The sequence below is a fragment of the Mesorhizobium sp. 131-2-1 genome (assembly GCF_016756535.1).
Classification (GTDB): Bacteria; Pseudomonadota; Alphaproteobacteria; order Rhizobiales; family Rhizobiaceae; genus Mesorhizobium.
Map to the genome: position 1 here is coordinate 5030416 of NZ_AP023247.1, position 23984 is coordinate 5054399.

20 protein-coding genes and 1 tRNA gene are annotated in these 23984 nt (G+C 64.6%); 13 read left to right on the forward strand and 8 right to left on the reverse strand.

Annotated elements, in window-relative coordinates; genetic code table 11:
- The first annotated feature begins 51 nt into the window (after positions 1 to 51).
- Genes JG743_RS24655 through JG743_RS24665 form a run of 3 tightly spaced genes read left to right on the forward strand, consistent with a single transcriptional unit; the run spans position 52 to position 2165 of the window.
- Entirely contained in the window at positions 52 to 1137 is a 1086-nt protein-coding gene (locus JG743_RS24655) for an amidohydrolase family protein (RefSeq protein WP_202293411.1), read from the forward strand.
- A complete protein-coding gene (locus JG743_RS24660; RefSeq protein WP_202293413.1) occupies positions 1137 to 1514 on the forward strand; it encodes a Rieske (2Fe-2S) protein in 378 nt (125 codons plus the stop codon). Before JG743_RS24655 ends, JG743_RS24660 begins: the two co-directional genes overlap by 1 nt.
- A gap of 27 nt (positions 1515 to 1541) precedes the next feature.
- The gene (locus tag JG743_RS24665; protein WP_202293415.1) at positions 1542 to 2165 is read left to right on the forward strand and encodes an HD domain-containing protein; all 624 of its coding nucleotides are present in this window, start codon (positions 1542 to 1544) and stop codon (positions 2163 to 2165) included.
- 6 nt (positions 2166 to 2171) lie between these two features.
- On the opposite strand, the gene JG743_RS24670 is transcribed toward JG743_RS24665, so the two are convergent.
- Together JG743_RS24670 and JG743_RS24675 are read right to left on the reverse strand one after the other, a co-directional pair.
- A complete protein-coding gene (locus JG743_RS24670; RefSeq protein ID WP_202293417.1) occupies positions 2172 to 3176 on the reverse strand; it encodes an asparaginase in 1005 nt (334 codons plus the stop codon).
- Positions 3177 to 3230: 54 nt separating this feature from the next.
- Entirely contained in the window at positions 3231 to 4397 is a 1167-nt protein-coding gene (locus tag JG743_RS24675; RefSeq protein ID WP_202293419.1) for an acetyl-CoA acetyltransferase, read from the reverse strand.
- 330 nt (positions 4398 to 4727) lie between these two features.
- Here JG743_RS24675 and betI point away from each other — a divergent pair, with 330 nt between their 5' ends.
- The 5 genes from betI to betB are packed head-to-tail and all read left to right on the forward strand — an operon-like array spanning position 4728 to position 11004.
- A complete protein-coding gene (betI, locus tag JG743_RS24680) occupies positions 4728 to 5318 on the forward strand; it encodes a transcriptional regulator BetI (RefSeq protein ID WP_202293421.1) in 591 nt (196 codons plus the stop codon).
- A complete protein-coding gene (gene betC / locus JG743_RS24685) occupies positions 5315 to 6844 on the forward strand; it encodes a choline-sulfatase (RefSeq protein WP_202293423.1) in 1530 nt (509 codons plus the stop codon). Before betI ends, betC begins: the two co-directional genes overlap by 4 nt.
- Positions 6841 to 7842 carry a threonine/serine dehydratase gene (locus JG743_RS24690; protein WP_202293425.1) on the forward strand — a complete coding sequence of 334 codons (1002 nt, stop codon included), beginning with the start codon at positions 6841 to 6843 and terminating at the stop codon, positions 7840 to 7842. The genes betC and JG743_RS24690 overlap by 4 nt, the downstream gene beginning before the upstream one ends.
- The gene (betA, locus tag JG743_RS24695; RefSeq protein WP_202293427.1) at positions 7835 to 9487 is read left to right on the forward strand and encodes a choline dehydrogenase; all 1653 of its coding nucleotides are present in this window, start codon (positions 7835 to 7837) and stop codon (positions 9485 to 9487) included. The genes JG743_RS24690 and betA overlap by 8 nt, the downstream gene beginning before the upstream one ends.
- 53 nt (positions 9488 to 9540) lie before the next feature.
- Positions 9541 to 11004: a betaine-aldehyde dehydrogenase gene (gene betB, locus JG743_RS24700; RefSeq protein ID WP_202293429.1), complete on the forward strand. Its 1464-nt coding sequence runs from the start codon at positions 9541 to 9543 to the stop codon at positions 11002 to 11004.
- Positions 11005 to 11013: 9 nt separating this feature from the next.
- Here the strand turns inward: betB and JG743_RS24705 are convergent, their stop codons facing one another.
- Together JG743_RS24705 and JG743_RS24710 are read right to left on the reverse strand one after the other, a co-directional pair.
- Positions 11014 to 13254, reverse strand: a complete 2241-nt coding sequence (locus tag JG743_RS24705; protein WP_202293431.1) for an AGE family epimerase/isomerase — start codon at positions 13252 to 13254, stop codon at positions 11014 to 11016.
- 45 nt (positions 13255 to 13299) lie between these two features.
- On the reverse strand, positions 13300 to 14199 hold the full coding sequence (locus JG743_RS24710) for a LysR family transcriptional regulator (protein WP_202293433.1): 900 nt from the start codon (positions 14197 to 14199) through the stop codon (positions 13300 to 13302).
- Positions 14200 to 14295: 96 nt separating this feature from the next.
- On the opposite strand from JG743_RS24710, the gene JG743_RS24715 reads away from it, so the two are divergent.
- The 3 genes from JG743_RS24715 to JG743_RS24725 all read left to right on the forward strand — a co-directional run bounded on the left by JG743_RS24715 (position 14296) and on the right by JG743_RS24725 (position 15962).
- Entirely contained in the window at positions 14296 to 15177 is an 882-nt protein-coding gene (locus JG743_RS24715) for an NmrA/HSCARG family protein (protein ID WP_202293435.1), read from the forward strand.
- Positions 15178 to 15368: 191 nt separating this feature from the next.
- Positions 15369 to 15445, forward strand: a tRNA-Pro gene (locus JG743_RS24720).
- Positions 15446 to 15620: 175 nt separating this feature from the next.
- Entirely contained in the window at positions 15621 to 15962 is a 342-nt protein-coding gene (locus JG743_RS24725) for a hypothetical protein (RefSeq protein ID WP_202293437.1), read from the forward strand.
- Between the two features lie 27 nt (positions 15963 to 15989).
- On the opposite strand, the gene JG743_RS24730 is transcribed toward JG743_RS24725, so the two are convergent.
- From JG743_RS24730 to JG743_RS24745, 4 genes are all read right to left on the reverse strand, one after another.
- The gene (locus JG743_RS24730; RefSeq protein ID WP_202293439.1) at positions 15990 to 17609 is read right to left on the reverse strand and encodes an ABC transporter ATP-binding protein; all 1620 of its coding nucleotides are present in this window, start codon (positions 17607 to 17609) and stop codon (positions 15990 to 15992) included.
- 1 nt (position 17610) lies between these two features.
- Positions 17611 to 18732, reverse strand: a complete 1122-nt coding sequence (locus tag JG743_RS24735) for an ABC transporter permease subunit (RefSeq protein WP_202293441.1) — start codon at positions 18730 to 18732, stop codon at positions 17611 to 17613.
- Positions 18725 to 19648, reverse strand: coding sequence for an ABC transporter permease subunit (locus tag JG743_RS24740; RefSeq protein WP_202293443.1), 924 nt, complete (start codon positions 19646 to 19648; stop codon positions 18725 to 18727). The genes JG743_RS24735 and JG743_RS24740 overlap by 8 nt, the downstream gene beginning before the upstream one ends.
- A gap of 175 nt (positions 19649 to 19823) precedes the next feature.
- On the reverse strand, positions 19824 to 21416 hold the full coding sequence (locus tag JG743_RS24745; RefSeq protein ID WP_202293445.1) for a peptide ABC transporter substrate-binding protein: 1593 nt from the start codon (positions 21414 to 21416) through the stop codon (positions 19824 to 19826).
- 381 nt (positions 21417 to 21797) lie between these two features.
- On the opposite strand from JG743_RS24745, the gene JG743_RS24750 reads away from it, so the two are divergent.
- Both JG743_RS24750 and JG743_RS24755 read left to right on the forward strand, forming a co-directional pair.
- Positions 21798 to 22163, forward strand: coding sequence for a TadE/TadG family type IV pilus assembly protein (locus tag JG743_RS24750; protein WP_244672901.1), 366 nt, complete (start codon positions 21798 to 21800; stop codon positions 22161 to 22163).
- Complete coding sequence (locus JG743_RS24755) at positions 22160 to 23983, forward strand: TadG family pilus assembly protein (RefSeq protein ID WP_202293447.1); 1824 nt, start codon at positions 22160 to 22162, stop codon at positions 23981 to 23983. Before JG743_RS24750 ends, JG743_RS24755 begins: the two co-directional genes overlap by 4 nt.
- Position 23984 lies beyond the last annotated feature (1 nt).

Below are 23984 nucleotides of genomic sequence, written 5' to 3' on the forward strand. Positions count from 1 at the left end.
CGAAGCGCACGGTCGCTTCATCCATCCCACCCCATGGCAGGCGAAGCATCCATGTTCATCGTCGACACCGACGTTCACAATTACTGGTCCAGCGCCGAGGTGCTGCTCCCCTATCTCGAACCCTATTGGCGCGATTTCCTGGTGCGCGGCGAAAAACCCGGCCCAACGGGAAGCTTTCCGCATGGCCACCGCCCCTGGCTGCATCCGGAGGGCTTTTCGCGGCACGATATCCGCCCTCAGACCGAGGAAGACAACTACCTGATCATGAAGGAGAAGCACCTCGATCTCTACGGTATCGACGTGGCGATCCTCACCGCTGACGAGCCTCTGGAAGCCTCGACGCTGGCCAACTACCACTATGCCAACGCGCTGGTGAAAGCCTACAATGATTACATGATCGACTGGTGGCTGCCGAAAGACAGCCGCTTCAAGGGATCGATCATCATTTCGCCGACCGACCCGCATGGCGCGGCAGCAGAGATCCGGCGGCTCGGCGGCCACAAGGACATCGTCCAAGTCCTGGCAAGCCACGGCTCTCAGCGCCCCTATGGCGATCCTTTCTACCATCCGATCTACGAGGCCTGCGCAGAGGTCGGCCTGCCCTTCGCCATCCATTTCGGCGGCCAGGGCGGTGTCAACCACAACGCGGTCGCCAGCGGCCCGACCGCCTACTACTGGGAAACGCACGCCCTCCTCAGCCAGCCGGCGATGACCCATGTGGTCAGCATGATTTCCAACGGCGTCTTCGAGAAATATCCCGACCTCTATTTCGTCGTCATCGAGTGCGGCGTGTCGTGGGTGCCGTCGCTGATGTGGCGGCTCGACGCCAACTTCAAGGCGCTGCGCAAGGAGACGCCGTGGCTGAAGATGCTGCCGTCGGAATATTGCCGCCGCAACATCCGCTTCAGCACCCAGCCGCTCGAGCAGCCGCAGAACGTCAAGCACCTCTGGGAGACGCTGGAGCACATGGACGGGCAGAACACGCTGCTTTTCGCCTCCGACTATCCGCACTGGGACTTCGACGCGCCGACCAATCTGCACATCCCGCCGGCATGGCGCGAGAAGGTCATGGGGCTGAATGCGCTGGAGGTCTACAAGCGCATCGAGGCTCCGGCCGCCACAGCGAGGGTCGCCTGATGAGCGCCGCCGCGACCGCTCCCGCACTCACCTTCGCCTGCAAGACTGCCGACGTCGCGGTGGGCAAGCCGAGGATCGTTCCTTACGGCCGCCTCAGCGTCGGCATCTTCCAGCTCGAGGATGGCTACGCCGCCCTGCTCAACGTCTGCCCGCATCGGGCGGGCCAGCTTTGCGAAGGGCCGATATCCGGCACCACCAGGCAAACGGACAAGACCGAGTTCGTCTACGAGCGCGCCGGCGAGATCATCCGCTGCGCCTGGCATGGATGGGAGTTCGACATCCGGTCCGGCAAATGCCTGGTCGACGACAAGCTGAAGGCGCGCACTTTTCCAGTGCATGTCGACGGCGACGACATCTATCTCGAAATGGGCCGCTGACGGCAACCAGCAATTGGAGTTTCGACAATGGAAACCGTGAAGTTCACCCAGATGAAGGACGGCGACCGCGAGGATTATGCCTTCCTGACCGAACACGAAATCGAATTTGCGGCCGGCACGGCAGATCGGCTTCTGGCGGCGATGGTCGAACTCGACAAATCGCTGTCAGGCTACAAGGTGACGCGGCTCGGTCATTCGCTGCAGGCCGCCACGCGCGCCTGGAACGCTGGCGCCGACATCGACTGGGTGGTGTCTGCACTGCTGCACGACATCGGCGACATCTACGCTCCCTACAACCACGACGAATACGCTGCCGCGATCCTGCGCCCCTTCGTGCGCGAGCAATGTGCATGGGTTGTCGAGAAGCACGGCGACTTTCAGCTGGTCTATTATGGCGAGCACGTCGGCGCGAACCCGCACAAGCGGGATGCCTTTAGGGACAGCGAGTATTTCGACGACTGCGCGGAGTTCTGCGAAAAATGGGACCAGTCGAGCTTCGACCCGGACTACCCGACCCGGCCGCTGGATCTCTTCGCCCCAATGGTGCGCGAGGTCTTCGCCCGCAAGAGCTATGATCCGGCAGTGGTCCGCACCGGCCTACGGGAAGCCCTGTCGAATGCCGCGCTCGCCGCGGCGCGTTCGGCGATCTAGAGCTCGCTAGCCAAATGCAGCTGTCGGCCTTAGCGAACCCACCTTGGCGCCGATGCGGCTTTGGACCGGCGGATTGGCCTGTTCGATGAGCCTTGCCGCCAGCGCCTGGTCGTCGCTGAGCAGCTTGGCCAGCACAGCGGCGATCATCACCTCGGCGGCGCGGCCGGCGCCGTCATCGCATTTCAGTGCAATGCCGAGGCCAAGCTCGGGAACGGCGGCGCAATAGACGCCCTCGGCGCCGGTCTTGACAAAGATGCGGCCGGGAGCCGCCTGCATCAGCGCGACATCGGCCTTGCCGGTTCCGGCGACAAGGAACGGCTCGGCCATGCAGGCAGACAAAAGCCGCTTTGCCGCTTTGGCGCGCAGCGGCGAAAAGCCCCTGCCCGTCGCCATGCGGGCAAAGCCCAGCGCGAAGCTTTTCAGCGGCACGGCATAGGTCGGGATGGAGCAGCCATCGGTCGCGCAATGGGAGACGTCATGGGCGGCGCCGGTGACCGACTGCATGGCGTCGCGGACCATCTCCTGCTGCGCATGGCCGGCTTTGACGTAGCCGCGATGGGCGATGCCGGCGTGCACGCAGGTGCAGAGGAAACCTGAATGCTTGCCGGAGCAGTTGTTGTGCAGCGCATTCGGCACGCTGCCGGTACGGGCGAGAGCAATCTCCGCTTCATGGCTCGACGGCCAATGCGCACCGCATTCCAGCGCGGTTCTGTCGAGACCGGCTTTCGCCAGCATGGCTTGCGCCAGTTCGACATGCGCCGGCTCGCCGGAATGCGAGGCGCATGCGAGCGCCAGTTCACGGTCGCCAAAGCCATAGGCGTCGGCCGTGCCGCTTTCGACCAACGGCAGCGCCTGGATCGCCTTCACCGCCGAGCGCGGAAACACCGGACGCGCCGTGTCGCCAATCTCCAGCAACGGCTTGCCGTCGGCGTCGAAGACAGCGACCGCGCCACGATGGGCACTCTCGACCACCGCGCCGCGCAGAACCTCGACCAGAACCGGATTTGCCATGCTGCCTCCCGCACGCGCACGCCCAGAGGGCGCCGCTTTAAATGCGGGCCGCTTCTACCTGATCCGGTCGAGAATGGAAACGTAGTTGGCGACGGCGGCGCCGCCCATGTTGAAGATGCCGCCAAGTTTGGCTCCCGGCACCTGGATGCCACCGGCCTCGCCGGTCAACTGCATGGCGGTCAGCACGTGCATCGAGACGCCGGTGGCGCCGATCGGGTGGCCCTTGGCCTTCAGCCCGCCGGAGGGATTGACCGGCAAGCGACCGTCCTTCGCCGTCGTGCCGTCCAGCGCCAGTTTGGCGCCCTCGCCGGGCTTGGCCAGGCCCATCGCCTCATACTCGATCAGTTCGGCGATGGTGAAGCAGTCATGCGTCTCGACGAAGGAGAGATCGTCGAGCGTCACGCCGGCCTTCTTCAGCGCCTGGTTCCAGGCCTGCTCGCAGCCCTCGAAGGCAAGGATGTCGCGCTTCGACATCGGCAGGAAATCCTGGACGTGCTCGTTGGCGCGGAATGTGACGGCGCGGCGCATCCTCAGCGCCGTCGCGGTGTCGGTCAGCACGAGTGCGGCGGCGCCATCAGAGACCAGCGAACAGTCGGTGCGCTTCAAGGGACCGGCGACGAAGGGGTTCTTCTCGCTCTCCTGGCGGCAGAATTCGAAGCCGAAATCCTTGCGCATCTGCGCATAGGGATTGTCGACGCCGTTCTTGTGGTTCTTGGCGGCGATCATGGCGAGTGCATCCGACTGGTCGCCATAGCGCTGGAAATAGGCCTGCGCGATCTTGCCGAAAACGCCGGCAAAGCCGGCCGGAGTGTCGCCATCCTCAGGCAGATAGGAGGCCTTGAGCAGGTTCTTGCCGATCTCGGGGCCAGGCGTCGTGGTCATCTGCTCGGCGCCGACCACCAGAACGATGCGGGCGGCGTTGGCGTCGATGGCGCGGATGCCTTGACGGACCGCGGCGGAGCCGGTGGCGCAGGCGTTCTCGACGCGGGTCGCCGGCTTGAAGCGCAACCGGTCATCGGCTTGCAGCACCAGGCTCGCGGTGAAATCCTGCGGCGAGAAGCCGGCATTGAAATGGCCGAGCACAATCTCGTCGACATCGTCCGGGCCGATGCCGGCGTGGTCCAACGCCTCGACGGCGACCTTGGTTATCAGGCCCTCTAGTGTCTCGCCTTCGAGCTTGCCGAAGCGCGAATGCGCCCAGCCGACGATGCATGCGGTCATAACAGCCTCCATTTGCCGCGCGGCCCCGCGTGTATTGATCTTCAGGTGATGCCAGCCTGCGAATGGTGATTTCCTGCGCTTCCGGTGCTCACGTACTTAAGTACGCTCCGCTCCGGTTCTCGAAAATCGCCATTCTCGGCGCGGCCTGACCTGAACCTCAACACACGCTAGCACGTCCTGTCGCGGGATGAGATCCAATATTGTTCAACAGTGAACTTTTTTCCAGCCAATGGGATGGGCCAGAGCCGCACGATCGGTTGATCCCAGCTCGATTTTTTGTTGATTGATCCGTCAATAAAAAATAATCTCGCAGCGAGCCCGGATCCCAAAATGCCGAAAATCGGAATGGAACCCTTGCGCCGCAAGGCGCTCATCGACGCGACGATCTCTGCGATCGGCGAGCGCGGCTCGCTGGACGTGACGATGTCGGAGATCGCCGGCCGCGCCGGCGTGTCGTCAGCGCTTGCGCACCACTATTTCGGCGCCAAGGACGAGCTGTTGTTCGCGACGATGCGGCACATACTGGCGGAGCTCAACACCGACACCCGGCGCGCCCTTCGCGCCACCGGCACGGCGCGCCAGCGTGTCTCGGCCGTGGTCGCGGTCAGCTTCTCCGACGACCAGTTCCAGCCCGAGACCATCGCCGCATGGCTTGCCTTCTATGTCGAGGCGCAGAAGTCCTCGGCTTTGCGACGCCTGCTCAAGGTCTATGCCAGGCGGCTGCATTCGAACCTGATGAGCGGGCTGACCGGGATCCTGTCCAGGCGTGAAGCGGATCGCGTCGCGGAAGCGACGGCGGCGCTGATCGACGGGCTCTACATCCGGCGCGCGCTGAAGGACGGCGTGCCGGGCGCGGCGACGGCCATCGCGCTCGTCGAAGACTATCTCGAAACCAAGCTCAGCGGACGGAGCCTGCCTTGACGACCGGACGGCCAAATTTCCTGATCGTCATGGTCGATCAGCTCAACGGCACGCTGTTCCCCGACGGGCCGGCGGAGTTCCTGCACGTGCCGCATCTGAAGGCGCTCGCCCAGCGCTCGGCGCGCTTCGCCAACAACTACACCGCCTCGCCGCTCTGCGCGCCGGGCCGCGCCTCCTTCATGAGCGGGCAACTGCCGTCGCGCACCGGTGTCTATGACAATGCGGCCGAATTCACCTCCTCGATCCCGACTTTCGCGCATCACCTGCGCGCCGCCGGCTACTACACCTGCCTGTCGGGAAAGATGCATTTCGTCGGGCCGGACCAGTTGCACGGCTTCGAGGAGCGGCTGACCACCGACATTTATCCCGCCGATTTCGGCTGGACGCCGGACTATCGCAAGCCCGGCGAGCGCATCGACTGGTGGTACCACAATCTGGGCTCGGTGACCGGCGCCGGTGTCGCCGAGACCACCAACCAGATGGAGTATGACGACGAGGTCGTCTTCCTGGCGACGCAAAAGCTCTACCAGCTGTCGCGGGAGCAGGACGATGCGGATCGACGGCCGTGGTGCCTCACCGTTTCGCTGTCGCATCCGCACGACCCCTACGTCGCGCGCAAGCAGTATTGGGATCTCTACGAGAATTGCCAGGCGCTCGATCCGGAGACCGGGTTCATCGCCCATGACGAGCAGGATGCGCACTCGCAGCGGCTCTACCGCGCCAGCGACTATGCTGCTTTCGAGATCACCCGCGAGCAGGTGCGCCGTTCGCGGCGCGGCTATTTCGCCAACATCTCCTATGTCGACGACAAGCTCGGCGAGCTTCTCGACGTTCTCAAGCGCACCCGCATGCTCGACGACACCGTCATCCTGTTCTGCTCGGATCATGGCGACATGCTCGGCGAGCGTGGCCTGTGGTTCAAGATGAGCTTCTTCGAAGGCTCGGCGCGGGTGCCGCTGATGATCGCCGGCAAGGGCGTCCCGGCCGGGCTGATCGAGACGCCGGTCTCCAATCTCGACGTGACGCCGACGCTGTGCGACCTCGCCGGCATCGACATGAGCGCGATCGCGCCATGGACCGACGGCCAGTCGCTGCTGCCGCTTGCCAATGGCAGGCAGCGCAGTGCGCCGGTGTTGATCGAGTATGCGGCCGAGGGCTCCTACGCGCCGCTGGTGGCGATCCGCGACGGCAAATACAAGTTCGTCCATTGCGAGCTCGACCCGCCGCAGCTGTTCGATCTCGAGGCCGATCCGCTCGAGCGCGAAAATCTCGCCGACGATCCGGCGAACGCGGCCCTGGTGGCGGCGTTCATGGACAAGGTCCGGGCGCGCTGGGACATGGCCGGCTTCGACGCCGCCGTGCGTGAGAGCCAGGCGCGCCGCTGGGTCGTCTATCGGGCGCTGCGCAACGGCGCCTATTACCCGTGGGATTTCCAGCCGCTGCAGAAGGCCTCGGAGCGCTACATGCGCAACCACATGAACCTCGACAATCTCGAAGAGAGCAAACGGTATCCGCGAGGCGAATGATGACCACCCTTGTCCCCTCCCTCGATCACCTAAAGCAGGCCTATGCCGTCACCTCGACGGCAACGCAGGTGACGCCGCTGCTGGAATCGACAGCGCTCGCCCGCGAAACCGGTGCGGCCCGCGCCTTCGTCAAGCCGGAATCGCTGCAATGGGCCGGCTCCTTCAAGGTGCGCGGCGCCTATTGGCGGCTGAAACAGCTTTCGCCTGATGCAGCGAAGAAGGGCGTCGTCGCATACTCGTCGGGCAATTTCGCGCAAGGGCTGGCGGCGGCCGGCCAGGCGCTCGGCATTCCCGTCACCATCGTCATGCCGATCGACGCGCCGGCCGCCAAGCGTGACGCCACCGCTGGCTATAGCGCGCGCGTCGTGCTGACCGACCATGGCGATCGTGCACGCGAGGAAGTTGCGGCCGCCAAGGCGCGCGAGATTGCCGAAACCGAGGGCCTCACCCTGCTGCATCCCTTCGACGATCCCGAAATCGTCGCTGGCCAGGCCGGCGCCGGGCTGGAGGCGCTCGACCAGTTGGCGGCAAAGAATACTCACGCAGACCTGGTGTTCTGCTCGGTCGGCGGCGGCGGGCTGATCGGCGGCGTGTCGCTCGCCTTCCACTATCGGTCGCCGAAGACCGAGATCATCGCCGTCGAGCCTGAAGGCTTCAACGGCATGGGCTCGTCGCTGGCGCATGGCGCCATCGAGACGATGCCGATCGGGCCGAAATCGATCTGCGACGGGCTGATGGCGAGGAAGCCCGGCGAAGCGCCCTTCGCGGCGGTGAGCGCGGCCGGCGTGCGCGGCGTCACCGTCGACGACGCTTCGGTGCGGCGGGCGATGAAGATCGCCTTCGAGCGGATGAAGCTGGTGCTCGAGCCGTCGGGCGCGGCGTCGCTCGCGGCGCTGCTTGGGGGCAAGGTGAACGTGGCGGGAAAAACCGTCCTTGTTGTGGCTACCGGCGGCAATGTCTCGCTCGCCGATTTCATGGCGCATATGAACAATGCTTGAAGCGGATTTCGTCATCATCGGCTCCGGCTCCGCCGGCTCGGCCATGGCCTACAGGCTGTCGGAGGACGGCAAGCACTCGGTGATCGTCATCGAGTTCGGCGGCACCGATATCGGGCCGCTGATCCAGATGCCGTCGGCGCTGTCGATCCCGCTCAACATGAGCCTCTACGACTGGGGCTTCGCCAGCGAGCCGGAACCGCATCTCGGCGGCCGGGTGCTCGCCACCCCGCGCGGCAAGGTGATCGGCGGCTCGTCCTCGATCAACGGCATGGTCTATGTGCGCGGCCATGCGCGCGACTTCGACCACTGGGCCGAGCAGGGCGCGACCGGCTGGGGCTTCGCCGACGTGCTTCCCTACTTCAAGCGCATGGAGGATTCCGACGGCGGCGAGGATGGTTGGCGCGGCAAAAGCGGCCCGCTGCATGTGCAGCGCGGCACGCGCAAGAACCCGCTCTACGGCGCCTTCGTCGAGGCCGGCCGCCAGGCCGGCTTCGAACTGACCGACGACTACAACGGATCGAAGCAGGAAGGCTTCGGCCCGATGGAGCAGACCATTTTGGGCGGCCGCCGCTGGTCGGCCGCTAACGCCTATCTGAAGCCGGCTCTCAAGCGCAAAAACGTCACTCTGGTCAAAGGCTTCGCCCGCCGCGTGGTCATCGAGAATCAACGCGCCACCGGCGTCGAGATCGAAGCTAACAAACAGATTCAGGTCGTTAAGGCGCGACGTGAGGTGATCGTGGCGGCCTCGTCGATCAATTCGCCGAAGATCCTGATGCTGTCCGGCATCGGCCCGGGCGCGCATCTGCAGGAGAACGGCATCCAGGTCGTCGCCGACCGGCCGGGTGTCGGCCGCAATCTGCAGGACCATATGGAGCTCTACATTCAGCAGGAATCGACCAAGCCGATCACGCTGAATTCAGTGCTCAACCCGTTCTCCAAGGCGTTGATCGGCGCGCAGTGGCTGTTCTTCCGGACCGGTCTCGGCGCCACCAACCATTTCGAGGCGGCCGCCTTCGTGCGCTCGCAGGCCGGCGTAGACTATCCTGATATCCAGTACCACTTCATCCCGGCGGCGGTGCGCTACGACGGCAAGGCGGCGGCGAAGTCGCATGGCTTCCAGGCGCATGTCGGGCCGATGCGCTCGAAGTCGCGCGGCTCGGTGACGCTGCGCTCGCCAGATGCCCGCGCCAAGCCGGTGATCCGCTTCAACTACATGTCGCATCCGGACGACTGGACGGAGTTCCGCCACTGCATCCGGCTGACCCGCGATATCTTCGGCCAAAAGGCTTTCGACAGTTTCCGTGGCAAGGAGATTTCGCCGGGCAGCCATGTGCAGTCGGACGAAGATCTCGACGCCTTCATCAGGGACCATGCCGAAAGCGCCTACCACCCTTGCGGCACCTGCAAGATGGGACGCGCCGATGACCTCATGAGCGTCGTCGATCCGGAATGCCGGGTGATCGGCGTCGAGGGGCTGCGGGTCGCCGATTCCTCGATCTTCCCGCGGGTGACCAACGGCAATCTCAACGCGCCTTCGATCATGACCGGCGAAAAGGCCTCCGATCACATCCTCGGCCGCACGCCGCTGGCGCCGTCCAACCAGGAGCCCTGGATCAATCCACGCTGGCAGGTGGCGGACAGATAGAGCATTGTCAGCCGGGCACCCTCCCCGCCTGGCGACCATCAATGGAGAACCCCATGCGCGCCCAGCCCACGGCATCGCACTATGTCAACGGCCGCTATATCGAGGACGAGGGCGGCGCGCCGCTGCCGGTGATCTATCCGGCGACGGGCGAGACCATCGCCACGCTGCATTCGGCAACGCCGAACGTGCTGGAGCTGGCGATCGAGGCCGCGCGCGCCGCGCAGCCGGCCTGGGCGCGGCTGAAGCCCGTCGAGCGCGGGCGCATCCTGCGTCGCGCCGCCGACATTCTTCGCGCACGCAATGCGGATCTAGCGCGCATCGAGACGCTGGACACCGGCAAGGCAATCCAGGAAACGCTGGTGGCAGATGCCCCCTCGGCGGCGGATTGCCTAGAGTATTTCGGCGGCGCTGTCGCCGCCTTCAACGGCGAGGCGGTCGATCTCGGCGGGCCGTTTGCCTATACAAGGCGCGAGGCGCTCGGTGTGTGCGTCGGCATCGGCGCCTGGAACTATCCGATCCAGATCGCCGGCTGGAAATCGGCGCCGGCGCTCGCCATGGGCAACGCCATGGTGTTCAAGCCGTCGGAGAACACGCCGCTGTCGGCGCTGGCGCTGGCCGAGATCTACAGCGAGGCCGGCCTGCCCGACGGGCTGTTCAACGTCGTGCAGGGCTATGGCGATGTCGGCGCCGGCCTCGTCGGCCATGATGTCGTGGCCAAGGTTTCGGTGACCGGCTCGGTGCCGACAGGGCGCAAGGTGCTGTCGCTCGCCGGCTCGAAGATGAAGCACGCGACGATGGAGCTCGGCGGCAAGTCGCCGCTGATCGTGTTCGACGACGCCGATCTCGAAAACGCCATCGGCGGCGCCATGCTCGGCAATTTCTACTCCACCGGCCAGATCTGCTCCAACGGCACGCGCGTCTTCGTGCAGAAGGGCATCCATGACCGTTTCGTCGACCGGCTGGTCGAGCGCACCAAGAAGATCCGCATCGGCGATCCGCTCGATCCGGAAACGCAGATGGGTCCGCTGGTCAACAAGGCGCAGCAAGAGAAGGTGGTCGGCTACATCGCCGCCGGCAGGCAGGATGGGGCGACGCTCGCCTGCGGCGGCAACGTACCGTCGCTGCAGGGTTTCGACGGCGGCTTCTTCGTCGAGCCGACGGTGTTCACCGGCGTCACCGACGGGATGCGCATCGCCCGCGAAGAGATCTTCGGGCCGGTGATGAGCGTGCTCAAGTTCGACAGCGAGGACGAGGTCATCGAGCGCGCCAATGACACCGAATTCGGCCTGGCAGCCGGAGTGTTCACGCGCGACCTGCCGCGTGCCCACCGCGTCATCGCCGAGTTGCAGGCCGGCACCTGCTGGATCAACGCCTACAATCTGACGCCAGTGGAAATCCCCTTCGGCGGCGTCAAGCAGTCGGGCATCGGGCGCGAGAACTCGCTTGCCGCGCTGGCGCTCTATTCGCAGTTGAAGGCGATCTATGTCGAGACCGGGGACGTGGCGAGCCCGTACTAAGTCGTTCGACTACGCGGCTTTCCCGGCCGTTCCATCCAGGTACTGCGTCAGCGCGCAGACGAGATGATAAAAAATGCTGGCCGGCACATCGGTCGCCAGCGAACGGCCTCGCTCGTCGATGCGGTCGATCCAGAGGCCGAGCGGGGCCGGATCGATGTGCCAGCGGAACAGGCGACCGACGCGCGCCTCGATCTCCGGCTTGAGGTCCGGCCCGCCGGTGCCATCCAGCGCGACCGCCGCCTTGACCGCCTCGGCCTGCGGCCAGCTGCGCGACACCAGGTCGAGCGGCAGCCCTTGCCTGGAGACGGCGCCGTAGGAGAGGCCGGTGGCGCGGTTGAGGCCATTGGCGACGGCGGAGGCGTAGAGCTTGCGGGCAAAGGCGGTAAGTTCGGTCTGGCCGCTGCGGCCGGCGAAATCGGTAAGCAGCGAGGCCCATTCGAAATGATGGCCGGGCTCGGTCCAGCTGCCCTTCTCGCCGGCCGCCGGCTTCCAGCCGTCGTCGAAATATTCGCCGAGCGTCCAGCTGTCCGGATCGAAGAAATGACTGCGGAAGAGATCGATGATGCGCGCCGCGCGGCGCAGATAGGCGCGCTCGCCGGTCGCCTGATGCCAGGCGAGGAAGGCTTCGAGCAGATGCATATGCGGGTTGGTGCGTCGCTCTCCCGCGCCATCGGATGTTTCGAGGAAGCCGGTCATGCGGCTGTCCTCGAGATGGGCGTCGAGGAAGGCGAAGGTCTCCTCGCCGAGCCGGAGCGCATGTGGATGACCCGATATATGGGCGTGCGCCAGCGCCAGAAGCACGCAGGAATGGTCGTAGGCGTCCTCGACCGCGTCGGCGACCGAGCCGTCTATGTTGAGCGTTCGCACCCAACCGCCCCTTGCGGTGCGGCCCTTGCCGGCCATGAAATCGATGCCATGGGCGATCAGCCGGTCGGCCGGGCCGGTCCAGCCGCGCTCCTTGGCCACCGCGAAGGCATAGACCTGGCGGGCCTGGGTGCGCATGCGCTTCGGCTTCATCAGCGGCGAGCCGTCGAAGCCGAGCGCCTCGTGGAAGCCGCCGTGACGCTCGTCGACGCCCGACGTCGACCACAGCGGCAGCGTCTCGTCGAACAGCCAATGATGCACACGCTGCCGCCAGGCGCCGCTTTCGATGACCCGGTCATGCGCCGGCGTGAACCTCGTTTCCAACCGGCCCGACTTCTCCAGTTGCTCGACGATCTTCTTGACGTGCTGGCTGTGGCTGACAGGTGCGACGAAGGTGGCGTCGGCGGTCGAGACGATGGCGACGTCCTTCATGCCGATGGCCGAAAGCAGCCGGCCGTCGCCGCGGATGTAGGAGTTCTCGCAGTCGATGGCGACAACGTCGCCGACGATCACATTGCCATCCTTGTCGGAAGGGCCGACATCGAGCAGCGACTGCCAGGAGCCGAGATCGTTCCAGCGGAAGCCGGCCGGCACCATGGCGATGCCCTTGGCCCGCTCCATGATGGCGTAGTCGATCGAGGTCGAGGGAATGGCGGAATAGAGCTCGATCGGCATATAGAGGCCGGAAAGGTCCGATGTCGCTGCCTTGTAGGCGGCTTCGGTGGCCTGCCAGATGTCGGGCTGGAGAGCCGCGAAGGCGTCGCGCATGGCGCCGGCGCGAAACAGGAAGATGCCGGTATTCCAGTAGAATGTTCCGGCTTCGACATAGGCTTGCGCGGTGGCAAGGTCGGGCTTCTCGACGAAGCGCGAGACATCGAATATGCCGTCCGTGTCGGCGGCGACCTCGATATAGCCGTAGCCGGACTCGGGCTGGGTCGGCTTGATGCCGAACACCACCAGACGACCGGCGCTCGCCGCCTCCGCTCCGGCCTCGACGCTCCGCCAGAACTGTTTCGCGGTCGAGATCTCGTGATCCGACGGCACCACCAGCATCAGGCTGTCGCCGAATTCGGCAAGCGTGCGCAGCGTTGCCAGCGCCACGGCGGCGGCGGTGTTGCGGCCGGCCGGCTCGAACAGCGGGCCACCGCCGGCGAGATCGAGCCCGGCGAGGTCGGCGTGGACGCGCTCGGCATGGCGCTCGGCGGCGATCAGGAAGATCGGCGTTTCGCCGGCGGGCCTCGCCGCCAACCGGCGCAAGGTCTTGGCCAGCATCGAGCCGTCGCCGGAAAAATCGTGGAATTGCTTGGGATTGTCCTCGCGCGACAACGGCCAGAGCCGCGAGCCGACGCCGCCGCTCATGACGAAACTGACGATGCGCTGGCTCATTTAAGTCTCGCACTCAGAAGTTGTTGGGCCGGGCGACATACAGCTTTAAGCACTGTTCACCCGATTCGAAATGCGCTCGGTCGCCAGATCGACGAAGGCCTTGACCAGAGGCGAAAGGTGGCGGCTGCTCGGATAGAGGACGTAGAGACCGCCGGCCGGGGTGGTATGCTCCTTGAGCACGCGGCGTAACCGGTCCTCGCCGATCAGTGCTTCCGCAATGCCGTAGGGCAGCTGGGCGATGCCATAGCCGGCGATGGCGGCGGCGACGACGGCCTGCATCTCGTTGGCGGCGAAGCGCCCGGAGACCGTGACCGTCTCCTGGCCTTGCGGTCCGTCCAGCACCCAGTGGGCGCCGGCCGCCGAGGCGCCGGCAATGACGCATTGATGGTGTGCCAAGTCCGCCGGCGCTTCCGGCGCTCCATGGCGCGCGAGATAGTCAGGGCTGGCGCAGAGCTGCCTGTGCGTCGAGCCGAGCTTGCGGGCGATCAGCGTTGAATCCTGAAGCACTCCGGTGCGGAAGGCTAGATCGATCCCGTCCTCGATCAGGTTGAGCTTGTCGTCGGTCAGGCGGAGCTCGACCTTGGTCTTCGGATAGATCTCGAGAAAGTCGACCACAGCACGATTGAGAAAATAGGCGCCGAAACCGACGGGCGCCGATATGCGGATCGTGCCCGATGGCTCCGCGCTCGCCTCGGCAAGGCGCTGATTGGCCTGCTCGATCGCCCGCAGCGCCTGGCTGCTCTGCTCGTAATAGAGGCGCCCGGCATCCGTCATGTTGAGGCTGCGCGTCGTGCGCTGCAGCAGGCGGACGCCGACCTCGCGCTCCAACGCGGCAATGCGGCGGCTGACCGTGGTCTTGGGCATGGCGAGCAGGCGCGCAGCGGCGGTGAAACTGCCGGCTTCCACAACGCGGGCAAAGACCACGATGTCGTTGAGGTCGATCATTGTATCCGAAAGTGGGACAAAGTTTTCCAATTATAGGCGATTATGCATCAATGGTGCAAACCCTAACTTTGTTCCATGGAAACAAGGAGCAAACAGATGACCACCAAAAGAGACATTCTGGTGACCGGCGCCACCGGCCAGCAAGGCGGCGCGGTCGCGCGCGCCCTTCTTGCCAAGGGCCATGGCGTCAAGGCGTTGACGCGCTCGCCGGACGGCAAGGCCGCGCGGCAGCTGGCGGCGGCCGGCGCCGAAATCGTGGCCGGCGATCTCTCCGATGCTGCGTCCATCATCAAGGCGGCGAGCGGCGTCGACACCATGTTCCTGATGGGCAACAGCTACGAGGCCGGAATGGAGGAGGAAACCCGCCAGGGCATCCTTGCCGCCGATGCGGCGAAGGCTGCCGGCGTCGGGCATCTGATCTATTCGTCCGTCGCCGACGCCGACAAGAAAACCGGCATCCCGCATTTCGAAAGCAAATATCTGGTCGAGCAGCACGTTGTCCGGCTCGGCATCCCCTACACGATCAGCGCCCCGGTCGCCTTCATGGAGAATGTCGTCGCACCGTGGTCGGTCGGCGCGCTCAGCCAGGGCACGTATGCCTTCGCCATGCCTCCCAGGCGACCCCTGCAGTTGGTCGCCCTGTCCGACATCGGCGGCTTCGTCGCCGCGCTCGCCGAGCGGCGCGAGCGCGTGTTCGGTAAGCGCTTCGATTTCGCTGGTGACGAACTGTCCGGCGAGGAGCAGGCGAAAGTGCTGTCGCAGGTGATCGGCCGCACGATCGGCTACCAGGAAATCCCGATCGCCGTCGCCCGCCAGCAGAGTGAGGATGCGGCCCTCATGTTCGAGTGGTTCGACCGCGTCGGCTACGATGTCGACATCCCTGCCCTGCACAAGGAGTTCCGGGAGGTCCGCTGGCACAGCTTCGCCGACTGGGCGCGTGCTTTCGACTGGAGCGAGCTCGATCGGTCGGCGGCCTGAATACACCGGGCTTCGCCAAGCGGATCAGCCAATCCCTGGCGCTGGTCCGCTTGCCCAATTGGTGTTGTGGACTGCCGAGCCAGCCTGAAGATTTCAACAGCCTGCGGCGAATGTGACGAAATGCGACAGAGGCGCTGCCATTGGCGCTTGCAGTATCGAAAAGCGGCGGCTATAAGCCCGCGGTCTGGTCACGGAGTGTAGCGCAGTCTGGTAGCGCACATCGTTCGGGACGATGGGGTCGCAGGTTCAAATCCTGCCACTCCGACCAGAAAAACAAGCACTTAGATGTTTGTTGCCTCCCGCTCCCGAAATCACCCATCCACGCCGCACATCGAGCTGGCCTTCCATTGTGCTCGACAACAGGCTCTCGCTTTGACCTAAATGGCGTCCTACCCTAGTTCGACAGGCGTGCGGGACTGAGGAACGGCGAGGCAGGTGAGAGTATGAAGTTCACGCCGACGGCAGCACTCCCGCTCACTTTGATCACTGTGCTGCTCGTTGCAGTTGGCTGCTCCTCCACCGTTGCATCGATCGATCCAGGTAAATACGACAGAATGACCTGCCCGGAACTCAACGTCGCGCTCGGCGACACCGCCACTGAGATCTCGCAAACCGCCATCGCACGCGGCAAGGTCGCCAACACCAGCGTGCCGAACTGGCTGCTGGGCGGCGAGCGTGTGAAAACGGTAGTGGCCAATCGCGAAACGGCCAAAATCGAACGGCTGCAGCAACAGCAGCAGGCGATGATCGCGACGCGAAAGCGTCAGTGCGCGTCCACGCAGTGATTTGCCGCTGACAGGTGGCCTTTCAGCTCACGCGCTCAGCCTGAACCGCGCCGTGTCGATCGCCGCGTTCATCAGCGTCTGCGTGTAGGCGGCTTGCGGATCGCTGAAGATCGCCTCCGTCGGCCCTTCCTCGACGATTTTGCCCTGCTTCATGACGATGATGTAGTCGGCCATGGCGCGCACCACGGCAAGGTCGTGGCTGATGAAGAGGTAGGACAGTTCGTGGTCGGCCTGCAGCTTGCGCAGCAATTCCACGATCTGCTTCTGCACCGAGCGGTCGAGCGCGGAGGTCGGCTCGTCCAGCACCACCAGCTTCGGCTTCAGGATCATGGCGCGGGCAATGGCGATGCGCTGGCGCTGGCCGCCGGAGAATTCGTGCGGATAGCGGTTGCGCGAATTGGGATCGAGCCCGACCTCACGCAGCGCCTCGATGGCGCGCTGGTCGCGCTGCTTGCCGGAAAGGTTCGGCTCATGCACCAGCAATCCTTCGGTGATGACCTGGCCGACGGTCATGCGCGGCGACAGCGAGCCGAACGGGTCCTGGAAGACGAGTTGCATCTCGCGCCTGAGTGGCCGCATGGCCTGGCGGTCGGCCGTGGAGATGTCGCGATCGCCGAAGCGGATAAGGCCATCGCTGGGCAGCAGCCTGAGCAGCGCGCGGCCGAGCGTCGATTTGCCGGAGCCGGATTCACCGACGATGCCGATCGTCTGGTTGCGCTTCAACCGGACCGAGATGCGATCGACGGCGCGCAGCATCAACGGCTCGCCGGCGAGGAAGCCGCCGCCGATCTTGAACACCACTTCGACGTTGCGCCCCTCCAGAAGCACCGGGGCACTGGCCGGCGGCGGCGCCTTGGAACCGGTCGGCTCGGCGGCCAGCAGCATCTTGGTGTAAGCGTGCTGCGGGTTGGCGAACAGCGTCTCCGCCTCGCCCTCCTCCACCACCTCGCCCTGGCGCATGACATAGACGCGGTCGGCGAAGCGCCGCACGATGCCTAGGTCGTGGGTGATGAAGACGATGGCCATGCCGAGCTTGCGCTGCAGCTCGGCGAGCAGCATCAGGATCTGCGCCTGGATGGTGACGTCGAGCGCCGTCGTCGGCTCGTCGGCGATCAATATGTCGGGATCGTTGGCGAGCGCCATGGCGATCATGACGCGCTGGCGCTGGCCGCCCGACATTTCGTGCGGATAGGATTTCATGCGCCGCTCGGGATCGGGAATGTGCACCAGCCGCAGGAGCTTCAGCGCCTCTTCGCGGGCCTCCGCAACACCCAGCCCGCGATGCCTGCGGATCGGCTCGATCAGCTGGTTGCCGATCGAATAGAGCGGATCGAGCGAGGTCATCGGCTCCTGGAAGATCATGCTGATCTTGCGGCCGCGCACCTTGTTGAGCTCGCTCTTCGTCATGGTGAGCAGATTGCGGCCGCGATAGTCGACGGCGCCGGTCGCTTCGCCATTGGAGGCGAGCAGGCTCATCGCCGCCATCATCGTCTGGCTCTTGCCCGAACCGGATTCGCCGACCACGGCGACGGTCTCGCCAGCCCTGACGTTGATGTTGATGCCCTTAACCGCTTCGACCGCACCGTCGAGGGTGCGGAAGCGGACGCGAAGGTCCTTGACGTCGAGGATCGTTTCGGCAGCGGCCATCTCAGCGGTCCTTGGGGTCGAGCGCATCGCGCAGGCCGTCGCCGACGAAGTTCAGCGCGAACAATGTCGAGACGAGGAAGAAAGCGGGGAACAGAAGCAGCCAGTTGGCGCTGCCGATGTTCTTAGCGCCGACCGAGATCAGCACGCCCCAGCTCGTCATCGGTTCCTGCACGCCGAGGCCGAGGAAGGACAGGAAGCTCTCCAGGATGATGACCTGCGGCACCAGCAGCGTCATGTAGATCACCACCGGGCCGAGCAGGTTGGGAATGACGTGGCGCATCAGGATGCCGCGCTGGCCGACGCCCATGGCTTCGGCCGCCTGGACATATTCCTGGCGGCGGATCGACAGCGCCTGGCCGCGCACGATGCGGGCCATGTCGAGCCACAGCACGGCGCCCACGGCCAGGAACATCAGCACGAAGTTCCGGCCGAAGAACACCACCAGCATGATGACGAAGAAGATGAAGGGCAGCGAATAGAGCACGTCGACGATGCGCATCATCACCTCGTCGACCCTGCCGCCGGCGAAGCCGGCCGCGGCGCCATAGAGCACGCCGATCACCACCGCCACGACGCCGGCAAGCAGGCCGATGGCGAGCGAAATGCGCCCGGCCATCAGCGTGCGCGACAGCAGATCGCGGCCGGTGTTGTCGGTGCCGAACAGGAAATACTGCTGCTTGATCGACGCGCTCATCGTCGCTTCGAGACCGTCGGGCGACTTGCTCTCGATCTTGGTGTCGTCGAAAGCGTCTGAACGGTCGAGATAGCGGACGTTGCGGTCGTCGATCGGCTTGGTCGAGGTTACGGTGACGATGACGCGGTTGCCCTCCTGATGCCACTCCTTAACGTCGACGCGCATCCGCTTGATGGCATCGGTAAGCGCGGTCTGGATCATGTCAGGCTTGGGATAGGCGGAAAGGCTCGGCGGCGTGCGCACATAGTCGCCATAGATCGTGGTGTATTCGTGCGGCACCAGGGATGGGCCAAACACGCTGATGAGCGCGATGAGGGCAAGATAGTAGAGGCTGAACATGGCGGCGCGGTTGGCCTTGAGGCGCGACCAGGCGTCGCCCCAGAGCGAGCGGCCAACGACGGCGGGGGCTGCGGCTGCGATATCAGTCATAGCGAACCCTCGGGTCGACGACCGCGTACATGACATCGACGATCAGGTTGAAGACGATGGTGAAGATGGCGATCACCACCACCGTTCCCATCACCAGCGTGTAGTCGCGGTTCAAGGCGGCATCGACGAAGTAGCGGCCGACGCCCGGAATGGAAAAGATGGTCTCGACAATGACCGAGCCGGTCAGCAGCGCCGCCGCCGCCGGGCCGGTGAAGGAGACGATCGGCAGGATCGCGCCGCGCAGCGCATGCTTGACCACCACCGACCAGTCGGACAGGCCGAGCGCGCGGGCGGTGCGGATGTGATGGGACCGCAAGCTCTCGATCATCGAGCCGCGCATCAGCCGGGCGACGATCGCAATCTGCGGCAGCGCCAGCGTCAGCACCGGGCCGACCTTGTTGATCAGGGCGCCGTCGCCCCAGCCGCCGATCGGCAAGAGCTTCCAGGTCAGGCCGAACAGGAGCTGAATCACCGGCGCGATGACGAAAGTGGGAATTGTGCTGCCGGCCGTCGCCAGCGCGATCACCGCAAAGTCACCTAGCTTGTTCTGGTTGAGCGCAGCGACGGTGCCGAGCACGCTGCCGAGCAGCAGGGCCAGCAGCAGCGCCGAGGCGCCGAGCTGCACCGAGATGGGCAGCCCCTTGGCAAACAATTCGGTGACGGTGAAATCCGGCATGTTGTAGCTCGGGCCGAAATTGCCGCGCAGCAGATTGCCGAGATAGTGGGCATATTGCAGCCAGAGCGGATCGCCCAGACCGAATTGCGCCTCCAGATTTGCCCTGATCTCGGGGCTCAGCCCTCGCTCCTGATTGAACGGTCCGCCCGGCGCGACACGTATCAGGAAAAACGCCATGGTCACGATGACGAATAGCGTCGGGATGGCGGTCAGAAGCCGCCGGAAGACATAACGCAGCATCGGCGCCCCGCTTCAGCCAGGGTGACAGCTCTCCAAACGAAGACCCGTAACGCTGGCATCTCTGATCTTCGCACCGGCATCCCCGAAAATCCAACCCGACTTTCGGCCCGGTACGACGACAGACCGCGGCCGCCGCTGCCCAAAATGGGAGCGGCGGCACGGCCAAGGTTTCTTGTCAGTCCTTGGAGATGAAGCGGGACGGATGGACATCCATCACATTGTCGTCGAAGCCATGCAGCTTCGAGGAAACGATGTCGTGGTAGCTGTAATAGAGGAGCGGGATCTGGCCGACGTCGTCGACGAGGATGCGCTCGGCCTCGGCGAGGTCCTTCATGCGCTCCTCAGGCTTGCCGCCGGCGGCGGCCGCCTTGTCCATAGCCGCTTCGTATGCCGGGCTGTTGTAGTCCGAATAGTTGTTGCCGCTCGCCTTGCGCGAGATGCCGAGGAAGGTCTCCGGATCCTTGTAGTCGGCGATCCAGGCGGCGCGGGCGACGTCGTAGTCGCCCTTCTGCTCCAGGAAGGAGTAGTGGGTCTTGGTGTCGGTGTTGAGCAGCGTGACCTCTACGCCGAGCGGCTTCAGCTGCTCCTGGATGGCGACCGCCGTGTTCTTGTGGTTCTCCGAGGTGTTGTAGCGGATCTCCATCTTCAACGGATGCTCGGGTGTATAACCGAGTTTCTCGAGGATCTTCTTGGCAGCGTCCTCGCGGTCGATCTGCGGCATATCGGCGTATTTGGCCAGTGCCGGCGTGTAGCCCTCGACGCCCGGAGGCACCATCGAATAGCCGGGCAGCATCGAGTTCTGCCAGACCTTCTCGGCGAGGAAGTCACGATCGATCGCCATCGAGATGGCGTTGCGCAGCTCGACATTGTCCCACGGCGCCTTGTCGGTCTTGATCGCATAATAATAGGTGCCGAGATATGGCCCGACACGGACCTGGTCACCGAATTTGGTCTTGAGATCGGCGAGCTGTTCGGTCGGCAGGTCACCATAACTGTCGAGTTCGCCGGCCTCGAAGCGCTTCATCGCCGACGAGCGATCCTCGGTCGGGATGTAGTTGACGACGTCGAGTTTGACGCTCGCGGCGTCCCAGAATTTCGGATTCTTGGCCAGCTTCATATGGTCGTTCGGAACCCACTCGGCCAGCGTATAGGCGCCGTTGGAAACCAGCTTGCCCGGCTTGATCCAGTCGGCGCCGAGCTTGTCGATGGAGGCCTTGTTGACCGGATAGGTCGCCTGGTGGGTCAGCATCTCCAGGAAATAAGGCGTCGGCGCCTTCAGCGTCACTTCCAGCGTGTTGGCGTCCACCGCCTTCACGCCCATGTCCTCGGCCTTGCCCTTCTTGGTGTTGAAGTCCTCAGCGCCCTTCACCGGATAGAGCATCGAGGCGTATTCGGCAGCGGTGGCCGGATCTTCCAGCCGATGGAACGAATAGACGAAGTCGTCCGCCGTCACCGGGCTGCCATCCGACCAGAGGCCGTCCTTGCGCAGCTTGAAGGTATAGACAGTGCCGTCGTCGGACACCGTCCAGCTTTCGGCGGCGCCCGGAATGAGGTTCGTCTTCTGGTCATGCATGACGAGGCCTTGGAACAGGTCGCGTATGATATCGGCTTCGTAGACAGTCGACGTCTTGTGCGGATCGACCGTCTCCGCCTCGGCGGCGGCTCCGCGGTTGTAAACGGTCTCGGCGAAAGCCGGCGTGTAGAAGGTGCCCGCGGCCAATGCCATGGTCGTGGCGAACACCGTCGCCTTCAGCACATTTTTCAGCATGAAGTTCTCCCTGTCGGCGCGGCCCCTCAGCCACACCTTTTACGTGTTGACGCCCCTGAACCAATTCTGGTCGCTTTTGGGCGTGCCACCGATCCCTTCCGGCGGCTGGTGGCAGGACACTAGACAGACAGATATCCGATTTCAACCGAGTCTTGCTTCGCGCACGCTTGACGCTAAGTGAGCACGCAATCGCTAAAACAGCGGCAACTTAAGCAAAAACACGACTTTCAACTTGCTGCACCTAGCGGTTGCTCGAACCGTTTTCGGTTTTTGTAGTGCGGGTTTGGCATGCTCCGCCCCATGCAGCAGAACCCCAAAAACCGTGTTTCGTGGTCTCGTTTCCGGGCTGACGCCGGGGGAACGACGGCGGTCGAATTCGCGATGCTGGCGCCGCTTTTCATCCTGCTTCTGCTCGGCATGGTTGCATATGGGATCTATTTCGGCGCCAGCCATTCCGTCCAGCAGATCGCGGCCGACGCGGCGCGAACGGCGATAGCCGGGCTGAACCAGACCGAGCGGCAGGCCCTGGTCACCGATTTCATCAATCACGACGTCGCCGGCTACCCGTTCGTCGACCCGCACAAGCTGACGGTCGACGCCAAGGACAGCACCATCGACGGCAGCCAGTTCGTGGTTTCGGTGAGCTACGACGCACGCGACCTGCCGATCTGGAACCTGCTGGACAACCTGCCGATGCCATCGATGACGATCAAGCGCCAATCGACGATTCGGGTCGGGGGCATATGATGCGCACCGCTGCTGCCGCGATGCTGCGGTCAAGCCGCAGGCTGATCGCTGATCGTCGCGCCAATTTCGCCGTCATGGCAGCGCTGAGCGCGCCGGTCGCGCTGGCGCTGACTGCCTTCGCGGTCGATGAAGGCGCGCTGTTCAACGAACGGCGCGCTGCGCAGTCGATCGTCGATCTCGCGGCGATCACCGCGGCGGCCAACATCAACAATGCCGAGAAGGCTGTGCTGACGACGCTGAAGGACAACGGGTTCAACTCGGTCGCCGTCCAGAAGCAGGGGACGGCCATCGAGCCGACGGAGAGCAAGGCGGTCGTCGAGGTCGTGCCCGGCCGCTATTCCGGCGTCAGCTCGATTGCGACCGGCAGCCGCTTCGAGGCGGGCAAGCTGCCTTACAACGCCGTCCAAGTGTCGCTGAAGAAGAAAGGCACGCTCTATTTCGGCGCGATGATGATGAAGCCGCCGGTGATCGGCACGACGGCCACCGCCAGCGCCCAGGCCGAGGCCGCGTTTTCGGTCGGATCGAGGCTCGCCAGCCTCAATGGCGGCGTCCTCAACGCGCTGCTCGGCGCGCTGCTCGGCACCAACATCTCGCTCAGCGTGATGGATTACAACGCCCTGGTATCGGCCGATATCGACGTGCTTTCCTTCACCGACGCGCTGGCGACGCAACTGCGGCTGACGGGCGTGAGCTATTCGGACGTGCTGGCCTCGAAGGCCACCGTCGGCCAGATCGCCACCGCCATGGCCAACGTTCCAGGGCTCGACCGCACCTCCAAGCTGGCACTGCAGACAATGGCCACTGGTGCCACCAACACAGTCAAGATCCCGCTCAGCCAGCTGATCGATCTCGGCTCGGTCGGCAGCCTCGGCGTCGGACAGAAACCGGCAGGGCTGACCGTCGCGGCGAGCGCCATGAGCATGGTGACGGCGGCGGCGGCACTTGCCAACGGCACCAACCAGGTCCAGGTCAATCTCGGCGCCACCATACCGGGCTTGACGTCCACCACGCTCAGCATCGCCATCGGTGAGCCGCCGCAATCCTCGCCGTGGCTGAGGATCGGCGAGGCCGGCACCGTGGTGCGCACCGCGCAGACCCGCATCAAGCTCAATGCCAGCGTCGGCCTCGGCAACGGGAACAACGGCAACGGCTTTGGCAATGGCAATGGCAGCGGCAACGCCGGCCAGAATTTGGGTGGCGGCATCAAGCTGCTCGCCGTCAACCTGCCGCTCAATGTCGAAGTGGCGTATGCCGAGGCGAAGCTCACCGACGTGAGCTGCCCGACCGGGCGTCCCGACAGCCTGAAGGTCACGATCGCGGCACAGCCCGGCGTCGTCGCCGCGCATCTCGCCAACAGCAGTGCCAGCGGCTTTGCCGACTTCACCAAGCCGCAATCGTTCAGCGACGCCGAGATCGCCGATGTCAGCGTCAAGCTTTTGCTGGTCAACCTCAGCCTGCTGCAGATCAATGGGTCCTCGGCATTCTCGATCACCAACATGGCGCCGACGAACCTGACCTTCAACGCCACCGAGATCGCCGCCAAGACGATCAAGACGGTGTCAACGAAGAACCTGACGCAGTCGCTGACCACATCGCTGGTCAACAACCTGTCGCTGTCGGTCAAGGCGCTCGGCCTCGGCCTCGACGTCACCGCCCTGCTCGGCACGGTGAAACCGGCGGTGGTGACGGCGCTCAACGGCGTGACCGCACCTGTCGACAGCCTCGTCTACAACGTGCTTGGCGCGCTCGGTGTGCATGTCGGCGAGGCCGATATCCGGGTCACCGGCGGCACCTGCGGACGTTCCGTGCTGGTGCAGTAAC